At 42.4% G+C, this 14,585-nt stretch carries 10 protein-coding genes and 2 rRNA genes; 4 read left to right on the forward strand and 8 right to left on the reverse strand.

Annotation, left to right across the window (positions count from 1 at the left end):
- Positions 1 to 24: 24 nt before the first annotated feature.
- The 4 genes from accB to cutA form a co-directional block, all read right to left on the reverse strand.
- Positions 25 to 486, reverse strand: coding sequence for an acetyl-CoA carboxylase biotin carboxyl carrier protein (gene accB, locus PTET_RS14445; protein ID WP_096038817.1), 462 nt, complete (start codon positions 484 to 486; stop codon positions 25 to 27).
- A gap of 33 nt (positions 487 to 519) precedes the next feature.
- Positions 520 to 972 (reverse strand): type II 3-dehydroquinate dehydratase, encoded by a 453-nt coding sequence (gene aroQ / locus PTET_RS14450; protein WP_013466033.1) that lies wholly within the window; start codon positions 970 to 972, stop codon positions 520 to 522.
- A 229-nt stretch (positions 973 to 1,201) separates the two neighbouring features.
- Complete coding sequence (locus tag PTET_RS14455; RefSeq protein ID WP_096038818.1) at positions 1,202 to 3,007, reverse strand: protein-disulfide reductase DsbD; 1,806 nt, start codon at positions 3,005 to 3,007, stop codon at positions 1,202 to 1,204.
- A complete protein-coding gene (cutA, locus tag PTET_RS14460) occupies positions 3,007 to 3,327 on the reverse strand; it encodes a divalent-cation tolerance protein CutA (protein ID WP_013466035.1) in 321 nt (106 codons plus the stop codon). The genes PTET_RS14455 and cutA overlap by 1 nt, the downstream gene beginning before the upstream one ends.
- Before the next feature lie 240 nt (positions 3,328 to 3,567).
- Between cutA and PTET_RS14465 the strand changes: the two genes are divergently transcribed.
- The 4 genes from PTET_RS14465 (at position 3,568) to rnk (ending at position 6,732) form a co-directional block, all read left to right on the forward strand.
- Positions 3,568 to 4,047, forward strand: coding sequence for an FxsA family protein (locus PTET_RS14465; RefSeq protein WP_013466036.1), 480 nt, complete (start codon positions 3,568 to 3,570; stop codon positions 4,045 to 4,047).
- Positions 4,048 to 4,156: 109 nt separating this feature from the next.
- A complete protein-coding gene (locus PTET_RS14470; RefSeq protein ID WP_008113511.1) occupies positions 4,157 to 4,444 on the forward strand; it encodes a co-chaperone GroES in 288 nt (95 codons plus the stop codon).
- 49 nt (positions 4,445 to 4,493) lie between these two features.
- On the forward strand, positions 4,494 to 6,140 hold the full coding sequence (gene groL, locus PTET_RS14475; RefSeq protein ID WP_013466037.1) for a chaperonin GroEL: 1,647 nt from the start codon (positions 4,494 to 4,496) through the stop codon (positions 6,138 to 6,140).
- Between the two features lie 178 nt (positions 6,141 to 6,318).
- On the forward strand, positions 6,319 to 6,732 hold the full coding sequence (rnk, locus tag PTET_RS14480; RefSeq protein WP_024601929.1) for a nucleoside diphosphate kinase regulator: 414 nt from the start codon (positions 6,319 to 6,321) through the stop codon (positions 6,730 to 6,732).
- Between the two features lie 80 nt (positions 6,733 to 6,812).
- Here rnk and PTET_RS14485 read toward each other — a convergent pair whose 3' ends face one another.
- From PTET_RS14485 to PTET_RS14500, 4 genes are all read right to left on the reverse strand, one after another.
- Positions 6,813 to 8,780, reverse strand: a complete 1,968-nt coding sequence (locus PTET_RS14485; protein WP_096038819.1) for a methyl-accepting chemotaxis protein — start codon at positions 8,778 to 8,780, stop codon at positions 6,813 to 6,815.
- 96 nt (positions 8,781 to 8,876) lie between these two features.
- Positions 8,877 to 10,379, reverse strand: coding sequence for an NAD(P)H-hydrate dehydratase (locus PTET_RS14490; RefSeq protein WP_096038820.1), 1,503 nt, complete (start codon positions 10,377 to 10,379; stop codon positions 8,877 to 8,879).
- An 816-nt stretch (positions 10,380 to 11,195) separates the two neighbouring features.
- A 5S ribosomal RNA gene (gene rrf / locus PTET_RS14495) occupies positions 11,196 to 11,310 on the reverse strand.
- Between the two features lie 132 nt (positions 11,311 to 11,442).
- Positions 11,443 to 14,329: ribosomal RNA gene (locus PTET_RS14500) — 23S ribosomal RNA — on the reverse strand.
- Positions 14,330 to 14,585: the final 256 nt, after the last annotated feature.

The following is a 14,585-nucleotide window of genomic DNA, read 5'->3' on the forward strand; positions in this document are numbered from 1 at the left end:
GAGTTGGCCTTTTACGTTGCGCTATTATTCAATGATGAATAAAGGTTGATCAAATTCTACTGGCTCGCCGTTTTCTACTAAAATAGCTTTTACTGTACCGGCTTTATCTGACTCAATTTGGTTCATCATTTTCATTGCTTCAACGATACATAATGTGTCGCCAACTTTAACCTGTGAACCGACTTCAACATATGCTGGCGCTTCTGGAGAAGCTGCTGCGTAAAAAGAACCTACCATAGGTGATTTAACTTGGTGTCCTGTAGGACCTGCCGCTGGTACTTCAGACTCTGCTACAGGTGCTGCTGGTGCAACCGCAGGAGTGGGTGCTGGAGCATATTGCTGTGGAGCAAATTGCGCGTACGCAGGACCGGCACTCATGTTGTTACGGTTAATACGTACTGATTCTTCACCTTCAGTGATTTCTAGTTCTGCAATACCTGATTCTTCTACTAATTCAATTAGTTTTTTGATCTTGCGAATATCCATAAACGACCCGCCTATTAGTTTGTTAGTTTAAATTTAGTTTGAGTTTTGCAATCGGCTCACCGCTGCATGTAAAGCAGCGTGATAGCCCATTGCACCTAATCCACAAATAACGCCTTGCGCCACATCAGAAAAATAAGAATGATGGCGAAACGTTTCACGTGCATGCACATTACTTAAGTGCACTTCAAAAAACGGAATATCAACGCTTAGCAATGCATCACGTAATGCGACGCTTGTGTGCGTAAATGCTGCAGGGTTAATAATGATGTAATCAACCGCTTGCCAAGCATCATGAATGCGTTCAATGAGCGCTTGCTCACTATTACTTTGAAAATGCGTTAACGCCACATCTAAACTATTAGCAGCGCTGTTTAACTCGCTCATAATATGCTCTAAAGAGTGCGAACCGTACTTATCGGGCTCACGCTTTCCTAGCATGTTTAAATTTGGGCCATTTATAACTAAAATCTTTAATTTTGCAGCCATAATACGCGATATATCCTATAAGTAATGAGTTAAGCGGTTACTAACTAATTTTTCACTAAAAAGTAAGCTGAAAAAAGTAAGATAGCAACAATTTCTCACGTTAACCAACTATTATAGTGATTTCGAAGTAAATAGCAGCAAAATACTGGTCTAATCTCTATTTTGGGGACGAATCTTGAGGGGGAATAATGGCACAACATTAACAATCATGTTGTGCCATATAGAATGGTTATTCAGCGCTGGCACGCACTGCAGCAAGGTGCTTAGCGAAATCATCCGCATTTAAAAAGCCAGTAACACGTTGTGCACTTAGCTCTTCACCTTGAGTATTAAAGAATAAAATACTCGGTAAACCAAACACTGAATATGCTTCCATTAGCTCAATTGTTTCATTATCGCTTTGGGTTAAGTCAATTTGAATCAGTTGGTAATGGCTAAACTCACTTTGTACTTGAGGGTCAGGAAAGGTGTAATGCTCAAACTCTTTACACGCTACACACCAGTCAGCGTATAAGTCCACCATAACCATGCGCCCTTCGCTATTTGCTTGTGATACGGCTTGTTTAAGCTCGGCTAAATTGGCAACGTGTTTAAACTCATTGCTTTGCGAGGTTGTTTGTAAACTCACGGCTTGTGTTGGCCAAAAATAGTTTTTGGTTAAATTAAAGCCAGTAAGCATCAATAAAACAGCTATAAACCACAATAAGGTTTTTAATTTGCCTTGAGTTTGGGCGCTTTGCCAATAATGGAAATAAAGCGCTGTGGCGATAGCTAATAAGCCTGCCATAAGCATAATAATTTCAATATCTATAATGCGCTCTAGCAAAATAAGTGGCACAACTAACATAATAAAACCAAATAAGGTTTTAACTTGTTCCATCCAGCCGCCAGCTTTCGGTAATAGCTTACCTCCCGATGTACCTAATAATAACAGCGGTAGCCCCATACCTAAACTCAGTACGTAAAGTGTTAGCCCGCCTACTAGGTAATCGCCGCTTTGTGCCACAAATAATAATGCGGCTGATAAAGGCGCTGTAGTGCAAGGAGATGCAATAAGCCCTGATAAAACCCCCATCAAGAACACCCCAATATAGTTACCGCCTCTTTGGTTGTTGCTCACTTGGGTTAGCTTGTTCATCATGCCGCTGGGTAACTTTATTTCGTACCAACCAAACATCGACATAGCCAGCAGTACAAATAATAAGCTAAAGCTAATTAATACATATGGATGCTGTAAATAGCCTTGCACTTGCCCGCCTAACGCAGCAACCACAAGCCCTAATGCTGCATAGGTAACCGCCATGCCTTGAATATAAACAAATGATAGGGCAAATGCTTTTTTGGTAGATAGGTTCTTTTGACCCGCAATTAAGCTAGATAAAATAGGGAACATCGGAAATACACACGGTGTAAATGCCAAACCCACACCCACGGCAAAGAAAATGGCTAAGTTAACCATTAAGCTTTGGCTGGCTAACTGCTCTGTAAATGTGAGCTCTTTATCAGGTGTTGATGCAGTTGCTGGTTTTTCTGCAGATTGGCTAAGTGCTGCAAATGCACTGCTTGCTGCAGTATTGTCATTAGTATTAGTTTCACTTGCCAGTACACTTAATGGAATGCTGATGATTTCAGGTGGATAACACAGCCCTGCTTTTGCACAGCCTTGATAACGCACCTTAACAACGCCATCTTCACTCACATTACTTAGTTTGCTGATAACGCTAAGAGAATTAAAAAACACCTCAGTTTTGCCAAAAAATTCATCTTCAATTATTTCACCAGCGCCCAACTCAGGCACGTCAATGCTGGCACCTTTGGCAATAATTTCTATTTTATCTTTATATAGGTAATAGTCATCAGCGATATCCCAACCAACAAATAACGTACTTCCTTGCTGGTCAAAATCAAATACAAACGCTTCATTTACCGGTAAAAATGTGTGCTGAGTCGGTTTAAGAAAATCATCAAGGGTATTTTGTGCTGCCCAAGCAGGCGCCATTAATACGCTTAATAAAAAAAATAAAATAAAGCGCATTAATGAAGCACCTCATCCATCCAATTAAAGTAAGCCAAGTTACCCGTTGCTACATCAACAACTTGTATTTCTGGTACTTCGTAGCTGTGAAGATCTTTTAAGGTTAAAAATACATCGTTCATTTTGTCAGCCTTAGTTTTAATTAGCAGCTTTACTTCAGTTGCTTCAGCTACTTCACCTTCCCATATGTAAATAGAAGTCATGGCCGGTAAAATATTTACACAAGCGGCTAATTTCTTTTCAATTAGCGCCATAGCCAATAAACGGGCTTCATCGTTATCTTTGCAAGTGGTAAAAATAAGTTTAAATTGCGTTGTCATAGTGAACCTTTACTTGTTTACGGGGGTCTAGCCCCATAGTAGCTGATAGCGGGTATAATGTGTAGACACGAACTCTGTCTGTATTTTGGGTCTTTGCAGTAAATTGATTTAGACCCGCTACCTATAACTTTACTAACATTAACGTTTATTACTTACTCTTATTAGCTTGAAAATAGACCCGACAACCCTCACTTATATTTCATTAGCACCTTAATAAGTGTCATTTTTTTAGAGAGTCTTATGTTTAGAATTTTATTTTTGCTGTTTATCATCATCCCTATTATTGAAATTGCCTTACTAATTCAGGTTAGTGACGTGATAGGTGGCTTTGCAACAATCGCTTTAGTGGTACTAACCGCCATTGTGGGTGCAAAAATGGTGAAACAGCAAGGAATGGGCGCACTACAAAACGTACAAATGCAAATGGCTCAAGGGCAAATGCCTGCTAAAGAATTGTTTACCGGTATTTGCGTAATTATTGCAGGGGTACTTTTATTAACCCCGGGCATTATGACGGATGTATTTGGCTTACTGCTTCTTACCCCTGCTATTCGTAACAAATTAGCTGCAGGACTTGCTAGTCAAGCAACTGTAAGAATGAGCGCCAGCATGCATCAAACTGGCACTTCAGGGTTTTCGCAAACTCATCAATCAATGCATCACGAGCAAGATGAAAACCGCCCTAAGACCATAGATGGTGAATACGAGCGAAAAGATTAAAAATTTATCATTTTTTCTCTTGGAATTTTTCACTCCACCCCCATTAATGAAAGCAAATTAGATACACTTTTTTCTGTACTGTTCAGAAACTGTTAGGAGAACTAAAAACATGAACATTCGTCCTTTACAAGATCGCGTAATCATCAAGCGTCTAGAAGAAGAAACCAAGTCTGCTGGCGGTATTGTATTAACTGGCTCTGCAGCTGAAAAATCAACTCGCGGAGAAGTTGTTGCCGTAGGTAATGGTCGCGTTTTAGAAAACGGTGACGTTCGAGCATTAGAAGTGAAAGCCGGTGACACTGTGTTATTTGGCTCATATGTTGAAAAAACAGAAAAGATCGAAGGTCAAGAGTACCTGATCATGCGTGAAGACAATATTTTAGGCATTGTAGGCTAAACCTACTTTTCGTTTAACACACATTTTAAGAATTTAGAGGAAATTAAACATGGCAGCAAAAGAAGTACTGTTTGCAGGCGACGCACGTGCAAAAATGCTAACTGGCGTAAATATTCTAGCAAATGCAGTAAAAGTAACATTAGGCCCTAAAGGTCGTAACGTTGTATTAGACAAATCATTTGGCTCTCCAGTGATCACCAAAGATGGTGTATCTGTAGCAAAAGAAATCGAACTTGAAGACAAGTTTGAAAATATGGGCGCACAAATGGTTAAAGAAGTAGCGTCTAAAGCAAATGATGCTGCTGGTGACGGTACCACTACCGCAACTGTGCTTGCTCAGTCTATTGTAAACGAAGGTCTTAAAGCAGTTGCTGCGGGTATGAACCCAATGGATCTCAAGCGCGGTATTGATAAAGCAATCATTGCTGCAGTTGCAGAACTTAAAGCGCTTTCTGTTCCATGTGCTGATACTAAAGCGATTGCACAAGTAGGTACTATTTCAGCTAACTCTGATAAAGAAATTGGTGAAATCATTGCTGATGCAATGGAGAAAGTAGGCCGTAACACTGGTGTTATCACCGTTGAAGAAGGTCAATCACTTGAAAACGAACTAGATGTTGTAGAAGGCATGCAGTTTGACCGTGGTTACTTATCTCCATACTTTATCAACAACGCTGAAAAAGGCGCGGTTGAACTAGATAACCCATTTATCTTACTTGTAGATAAAAAAATATCTAACATCCGTGAATTATTACCAACATTAGAAGCGGTTGCTAAAGCAAGTAAACCTCTACTGATTATCGCAGAAGACCTTGAAGGTGAAGCGTTAGCGACACTGGTAGTTAATAACATGCGTGGTATTGTAAAAGTATCAGCGGTTAAAGCACCTGGCTTTGGCGATCGTCGTAAAGCAATGCTACAAGATATCGCGGTTTTAACTGGCGGTACTGTGATTTCTGAAGAAATCGGCCTTGAGCTTGAAAAAGCAACGGTTGAAGACTTAGGTACAGCTAAACGTGTAGTAATCACTAAAGACGATACAACAATCATTGATGGTGCTGGTGAAGAAGACGGTATTAACGGCCGTGTTGCACAAATCAAAGCACAAATTGAAGAAGCGACTTCAGACTACGATAAAGAAAAGCTACAAGAGCGCATGGCTAAATTAGCTGGCGGTGTTGCAGTAATCAAAGTAGGTGCCGCTACTGAAATTGAAATGAAAGAGAAAAAAGATCGTGTTGAAGATGCATTACATGCAACTCGCGCAGCGGTTGAAGAAGGCGTAGTACCAGGTGGTGGTGTTGCATTAGTGCGTGCTGCTAGCAAATTAGCAGACTTACTAGGCGATAACGAAGACCAAAACCACGGTATTAAAGTGGCACTTCGCGCGATGGAAGCACCACTTCGTCAAATCGTTACAAACGCAGGCGACGAAGCATCTGTTGTGATTAACGCAGTGAAAGGCGGTGAAGGTAACTACGGTTACAACGCAGCCACTGGCGAATACAACGACATGATTGAAATGGGTATCCTAGATCCAACGAAAGTAACCCGTTCTGCATTACAGTTTGCTGGATCGATTGCCGGTCTAATGATCACCACAGAAGCAATGGTCGCTGAAATTCCTAAAGAAGAAGCGGGCGCTCCTGATATGGGTGGCATGGGCGGAATGGGTGGTATGGGCGGCATGATGTAATCATCCCCTCACACACCTAGCTCAAATAAAAACCCAGCTTCGGCTGGGTTTTTAGCAATAGAGATAAAATAAATTCACTAAGACAACAATAAAATTATCTCAGTGTATTCCAATGCAACTGAGTTCCTGCAAGCTATACCCAGAGTAAATTTTATTTAACATGATTAAGGATATTAAGTTGAATACTAAACCTGAAATAATCATCTCATCACTGGATGCAGATCGATTGTATGCGCTAATGGAATCGTTACCTGCGAACAGTTTTGCGGGTGAAAAAGAACTTGAAGCAGAACTTGGTAGAGCTAACATAGTGGAGCCACACGAAGTTCCCTCAACCGTGGTAACCATGAATTCAACAGTGAACTTTGTTGTTGAGTCTACAGGTGAGGAGTTTACTTTAACGCTTGTTTACCCGAAGAATATTGACTCAAGTGGCAACAAAATATCAATCTTAGCCCCTGTTGGTAGTGCATTACTTGGCCTTTCACAAGGAGATCAAATTGAATGGCCAAAGCCAGGCGGAGGGTTAATAACAGTAACTATTAAAGAGGTAACTTATCAACCAGAAAGAGCTGGCGAGCTTCATAGATAGACTTTTAAATCCTCACAATTTTAAATTAATAAACAAATTTATATAAAAAATCCAAGCAAGGCTTGGATTTTTTTATTGAGTTACTGCTGACTAATGTCGTATAGCCTTTGTGCTTGACTATTAGAAGCTTTACTTACTTCTCTAAAGTCTTCGGCATCGGCGGCATTTTGCCCTGATATTTCTCGGATCCGTTCCGCTAGTTTTTTAACATTGACGGTTACTTGAGCCTGTTCTTCAGTGGCTACGGCAATACTTGCTGAGCGTCCTTTAATGTCGTTAAATGCATCAACTATATTTTCATATTGCGTGCGTGTTGTATTTGAACGATCATTGACCACTTCTGAGAACTCTCGGCATTCTTGAATAACACTGACTCCTTTTGCAGCCGCTTGTTGTAACTGACTTATCATGGTTTCAATCTCACCAGCTGATTGTTGCGTTCTTTGTGCCAGTGTTCTAACTTCATCAGCAACGACCGCAAACCCCCTTCCAGAATCACCAGCACGAGCAGCCTCAATAGCAGCATTAAGCGCAAGCAAATTAGTTTGCTCAGAGATATTCATAATCACATCTAATACCGAACCAACCTGCTGTGAATCTTCAGAGATTTGTGATATTGCATTGGACGACTCAGTTAGTTTATTGAACAACAGCTGGATAGATTCTGCGTTTTGTTCAATAACATTAAATCCAGAGTTTACAAGATCTGATGACTTAGCGGTAATATCTGCAACGCCACCAATATCTTCTGATGCCGATGAAGCCGCTATCGACATTTCATTGATAGCCGTGGCTAACAGTTCATTTTCTTGCATTAGTTCATGTGCGCGTTGCTGACTATTACTACTCAAGTTATCAATAGATTCAGCATTGTTTTTTACTGAGGCCGCCTCTTCTTTAATCAGCCCAAGAATTTTAATAAGATGATCACCGTAATCATTAATTGCTTCGCAAAGATGACTCATTTCATCATCCCCCGATATTGGTAATTTAGAATCTGTTTGCCCTTGCATTAATGACCTAACTTGCGCCGAAGTCTGCTCTATTTGCTCAACTAATCGCTTACCAAAGACTAATAATGCCGATATAAATATAACAATGAGTACAATGAATGAACCATACAAATAATATGTCAGCGTATTAGCTGCTTTTTTTGCAATCGCTGTTGGAATTATCACGCCAGAGCGCCACTTTTGCTCCGGCAGTGAGAATGTCACTAGAATTGAGCTATCCCCCTTTATGACACCAGAACTAAACTCTGCTACGAGTCTATCTTCATTTTTCAAGGCGTTAACTAAAGGCTGTAAAGAGCTATCTTTACTCACAACTTGTGAAAAATTTAGCATGGCTAAATTCGTATCTCTAAATGCAGGAATAGAAACAAACTGCTGCGCACTATCAATAATAAAACTGTAGGTACCGGTTGCTTGGTTTTCAGCAAGTAGTGACTTTTCAATATGAGAAAGCTCTATATCTAAAGTAGCGACTCCCCAAAACTGATTATTACGCTCAATTTTAACGGAACAAGTTACCATAGGCACATTCGAGACTGCATCAACATAAGCCTCAGACCAAACACATACGCCTGGTTGAGCGTTAGCAGCACTTGTATACCAGCTTTCTTGTTGATATGGACTGCTATCAGCTTGGTTGTAGTCATCTAATAAAGTGTATTGACCATTATCGCCCTTAGCCCAAAACAAAGATGCCCTTTGTGCTGATGCATCTAACATATTTGGCTCTGGCCATATTCCACCACCAGCAATGCCTGAACCACTAGCAATTAACGGTGCCAAATTTTTAATAAATTGATCTTTATCAAGGGGAAGTGTTTGAGCAACAACAGATAAGCTTTTAGTTAATGCTGCACTTTTTCCTAAATCCTTAGCAAATGATTCTCCGATTACTTTAGCCTGTAACTTAGCTGCAGAAATAGCTTCATTTTTTATAATTGGCGTTATCACCCATTGCATAATTACGGTTAAAACGAGCAAAGAGAAAACGATAAGTAATAAGCTTCCCGCATACATTTTTTTCTGTATTAACATTTTTAACCTCAGTTACAACCAAACAGCGTTAACTAAGTATAAGAAGGTTAATGGATTTATCAAAAAAAGAACAAAATTAATATGAATGCTTATATCTTATGGTTTTATATTATTAATTAACCGTCTCACTATACAAAACAGATCGCTAGGTAGCATACCTCGCTCTCCATTTTTTTGCCCAGCAATATCACCCGCTTTAGCATGCAGTGTAACACCATAGCAAGTCGCCTCAGCACAATCTAACCCTTGAGCAAGTAATGCCCCTACAATACCAGTAAGAACATCACCGCTACCGCCAACAGCAAGCGCAGGGCTTCCTTCTTCACAAACCCAAGTATGCTTACCATCGGCTATTAAAGTTCCTGCGCCTTTTAAAACACAAACTGCTGAGTAACGTTTAGCACATTGTTGAACATAGCTGAACCGATCAAACTCTATCTCCCCAGTCGAAACCTTTAATAATCGAGAGGCTTCGCCCGGATGCGGGGTAAGTACACACCGCGTGGGCATTTTCGGTGAAGCTTGTTTAGCGAGTAAATTAAGTGCATCAGCATCAATAACTAAAGGCATATTATTATGTGTACAATACTCAATGACTTGATTAAAGGTATTTTGCGCCCATTCGTCTTGTCCAAGGCCTGGGCCAATAACAGCACAGCTTGCCCACTCCAATGCGTGTTGCAAGTTATTACTACTTACCATAAGCTCTGGTCGGCCAAAACTGACTGGCATAATTGAGCTTTCATGGGTATACACTCTGACCATTCCAGCACCAGCTCTAAGCGCTGCCTCGCTTGTTAATCTGATAGCACCTGCCGTTCCTTGATTCCCACCAATACACAGTAATTTTCCATAACTACCTTTATGACTATTCAGAGCACGTGGGCCTAAGCCTTTAAAACTATTGATATTAATAAGCTTACCCGATGGGCTCGCTAATTCTACGAATAGCTCACCAATAGCCAAGTCATCAAAGATAAGCTCACCAACATACTCTTTACCTGCAGCCGTTGTTAACCCTTGTTTTACCCCTACAAAAGTAATTGTTTTAGTGGCTTTAATTGCAATGCCTAAAGGTTGGCCTGTATCAGCATTTATACCTGATGGCACATCAATACTGAGTATTGGTTTAGTGCTTTCATTCGCCGCTTTAATTATAGTGGCAACATTATCGCGTACCGTATTTTCAAGACCAGTGCCCAGTAATGCATCAATGATTACATCACACTCATCGAGTGCATCAGCGCTAAAGTTACAAATTTCACCACCGGCATCAATCCAGCGCTTTTGTGCTATTGCAGCATCGCCGGTTAATTCTTTATTTTCATCTACGGCACACACCACTACATGTCTATCGGCTTGCTTAATAAGGCTAGCCGCAATATAGCCATCTCCTGCGTTATTGCCACTCCCTACGAGTACTAGAGTCTGCTGTGCATTGAATGATTTCCAATTTAAAAATGCGGCATGCCCCGCTCGTTCCATTAGGGTAAACAGATCACAACCACTGGCTTTTGCAGCATTACACTCATGCTCTCTTATTTGCTGTGCTAAATATACGAATTGCTTAACGCTGGAAGATGAAGGTAATAACGACATGATAGGCTCTATAAAAATAAGTGTTGATTAAGTAGACTTTGGGCTCATTGGTTTTTTTTCAAGTAAGATCAGAAATGTATCAATCAGAATAAGGGCGCAACCCCCTTATTTGAGTATTTATTACCAATTTATACCAATTCGCTTAATTAAGCGGTCTATTTTGAGGCAGGAAAAACGGGGTGATAGCTAGGCAAAAAATTCGCTATTTAGTTGTTCTAAATGAGAATTTTTTAACACAGGTAGCGGCACGTTTAGCCCCGCAAAATTATTGAGTATTATTGCGGATTGGTATTATATGGATTTGCTACCTGATACTGATACGTTATTCTTAGCGACAACGCAGTAGCATGTTGTGGTGCCTACAGCGGTAGAGTATGTATTAGGCTCTAAGGTGGTGGTCGTCGCGTTCTTTTACCCATAGGTTTCGAGATACTCAACCCATGATACAGTGGTCAAGTTAACGCTGTGCAGCTGATAGCTGACGGCTTATAACTAATATTTTCACTTTCCTGCAGACGTAAAAAAGCCCGACTATTGCTAGTCGGGCTTTCTCTTATTTGGAGCCTGGTAGTGTCGTGGTGCCCACAGCGGTAGAGAGCCACATAGCAAATGCGACACTATCTTTGTGTCGGGGCGGCCTTGTGTGAGGCTTGCCTTCGCGCTGTTTTGTTTGATGTATAGGAATACGAATGCCGTGAAGTACAGGATGTACGAGAGCGGCAACTACTGAGTTCGGCATGGGCTCTTGGTTTTTTTATTAAATCCCAAACAGCAAAAAACCCGCTACATCGCTGTAACGGGTTTCTCTTATTTGGAGCCTGGTAATGTCCTACTTTCACATAGCAAATGCTACACTATCATCGGCGCTGTTTCGTTTCACTACTGAGTTCGGCATGGGGTCAGGTGGGTCCAAAACGCTATTGTCACCAAGCAAATTTGGTGTAAGTTCGATTTAATCAAGCTTACTAAAATTTGGAATTTCTGATAATAAAAGTCTTCAAGTATCTACTTTAGTCTATTAACTTCTTGCTTAAACTGTCGCATAAAACGCGTTTGGCGTTGTATGGTTAAGCCTCACGGGTAATTAGTACAAGTTAGCTTAATGGCTCACACCACTTCCACATCTTGCCTATCAACGTTGTAGTCTTCAACGGCCCTTCAGAGACTTTAAAAGTCTAGTGAGAACTCATCTCGAGGCCTGCTTCGCGCTTAGATGCTTTCAGCGCTTATCAGTTCCGAACGTAGCTACCGGGCAATGCCATTGGCATGACAACCCGAACACCAGCGGTTCGTTCACTCCGGTCCTCTCGTACTAGGAGCAACCCCTCTCAATTCTCAAACGCCCACGGCAGATAGGGACCGAACTGTCTCACGACGTTCTAAACCCAGCTCGCGTACCACTTTAAATGGCGAACAGCCATACCCTTGGGACCGACTTCAGCCCCAGGATGTGATGAGCCGACATCGAGGTGCCAAACACCGCCGTCGATATGAACTCTTGGGCGGTATCAGCCTGTTATCCCCGGAGTACCTTTTATCCGTTGAGCGATGGCCCTTCCATTCAGAACCACCGGATCACTATGACCTACTTTCGTACCTGCTCGACGTGTCTGTCTCGCAGTTAAGCTGGCTTCTACCATTACACTAACCGTACGATGTCCGACCGTACTTAGCCAACCTTCGTGCTCCTCCGTTACTCTTTGGGAGGAGACCGCCCCAGTCAAACTACCCACCAGGCACTGTCCGTAACCCCGATTCAGGGGCCAACGTTAGAACATCAAAACTACAAGGGTGGTATTTCAAGGACGACTCCACAAAAACTAGCGTCTCTGCTTCTAAGTCTCCCACCTATCCTACACATGTAGGTTCAATGTTCAGTGCCAAGCTGTAGTAAAGGTTCACGGGGTCTTTCCGTCTAGCCGCGGGTACACAGCATCTTCACTGCGATTTCAATTTCACTGAGTCTCGGGTGGAGACAGCGTGGCCATGGTTACACCATTCGTGCAGGTCGGAACTTACCCGACAAGGAATTTCGCTACCTTAGGACCGTTATAGTTACGGCCGCCGTTTACCGGGGCTTCGATCAAGAGCTTCTCCGAAGATAACCCCATCAATTAACCTTCCGGCACCGGGCAGGTGTCACACCGTATACGTCATCTTGCGATTTTGCACAGTGCTGTGTTTTTAATAAACAGTCCCAGCCACCTGGTCACTGCGGCTCCAATCAGCTTAGAGAGCAAGTCTCATCACCAATCGGAGCGTACCTTCTCCCGAAGTTACGGTACGATTTTGCCTAGTTCCTTCACCCGAGTTCTCTCAAGCGCCTTAGTATTCTCTACCTGACCACCTGTGTCGGTTTGGGGTACGATTCGATATAATCTGAAGCTTAGAGGCTTTTCCTGGAAGTATGGCATCAGCAACTTCATCACCTTGGTGACTCGTCTCGTGTCTCAGCCTAACAGCAACCCGGATTTACCTAAGTCGCTAGCCTACACACTTTCACATGGACTACCATCGCCATGCTTGCTTAGCCTGCTCCGTCCCCCCATCGCAATTATACCAAGTACGGAAATATTAATCCGTTTCCCATCGACTACGCCTTTCGGCCTCGCCTTAGGGGTCGACTTACCCTACCCTGATTAACATGGGATAGGAACCCTTGGTCTTCCGGCGTGCGGGTTTTTCACCCGCATTATCGTTACTCATGTCAGCATTCGCACTTCTGATACGTCCAGCATACCTCCCGGTACACCTTCAACCGCTTACAGAACGCTCCCCTACCACTCAAAATAAATTCTGAATCCGCAGCTTCGGTGCATAGTTTAGCCCCGTTACATCTTCCGCGCAGACCGACTCGACCAGTGAGCTATTACGCTTTCTTTAAAGGATGGCTGCTTCTAAGCCAACCTCCTGGCTGTCTGGGCCTTTCCACATCGTTTCCCACTTAACTATGACTTTGGGACCTTAGCTGGCGGTCTGGGTTGTTTCCCTCTTCACGACGGACGTTAGCACCCGCCGTGTGTCTCCCGGATATTACTTTACGGTATTCGGAGTTTGCAAAGGGTTGGTAAGTCGGGATGACCCCCTAGCCTTAACAGTGCTCTACCCCCGTAAGTATTCGTCCGAGGCTCTACCTAAATAGATTTCGGGGAGAACCAGCTATCTCCCGGTTTGATTAGCCTTTCACTCCTAACCACAGGTCATCCCCTAACTTTTCAACGTTAGTGGGTTCGGTCCTCCAGTTGATGTTACTCAACCTTCAACCTGCCCATGGCTAGATCACCGGGTTTCGGGTCTATACCTTGCAACTATTCGCCCAGTTAAGACTCGGTTTCCCTACGGCTACCCTAATCGGTTAACCTCGCTACAAAATATAAGTCGCTGACCCATTATACAAAAGGTACGCAGTCACCCAACAAGTGGGCTCCTACTGCTTGTACGTACACGGTTTCAGGTTCTATTTCACTCCCCTCACAGGGGTTCTTTTCGCCTTTCCCTCACGGTACTGGTTCACTATCGGTCAGTTGGGAGTATTTAGCCTTAGATGATGGTCCACCTATATTCAGTCAAAGTTTCACGTGCTCCGACCTACTCGATTTCACTTAAAATGCGTTTTCATGTACGGGACTATCACCCTGTATCGTGGCACTTTCCAGAGCCTTCCATTAACACATAATAAGCTTAAGGGCTGTTCCGATTTCGCTCGCCGCTACTATCGGAATCTCGGTTGATTTCTTTTCCTACGGGTACTTAGATGTTTCAGTTCTCCGCGTTCGCCTCGTTAACCTATGTATTCAGTTAACGATACCTGCAAGCAGGTGGGTTTCCCCATTCGGAAATCCTAGTCTCAAGTGCTTTTTACTAGCTTGACTAGGCTTATCGCAAGTTAATACGTCCTTCATCGCCTCCAACTGCCAAGGCATCCACCGTGTACGCTTAGTCACTTAACCATACAACCCAAACGGGTCTTTGTTGTGTGACAGTTTAACTTCGCCAGAAGTTAATATTGAATACTAAAGTAGATACCAATCAATAAACGTAAACGTTCATTAAATGGCACTGAATGATACTGCTATCATTCTTTTTTACTTTTGAAAACTCTGTACAAATACACTGTATTCATACGAATTTTATTATCAGCTTTTCCAAATTTTTAAAGAGCATATTAATTAGTTAAGCCAGTGGCTTAGCTAACTAACAATCATC

Origin of the sequence: Pseudoalteromonas tetraodonis, from assembly GCF_002310835.1 — a bacterium.
Classification (GTDB): domain Bacteria; phylum Pseudomonadota; class Gammaproteobacteria; order Enterobacterales; family Alteromonadaceae; genus Pseudoalteromonas; species Pseudoalteromonas tetraodonis.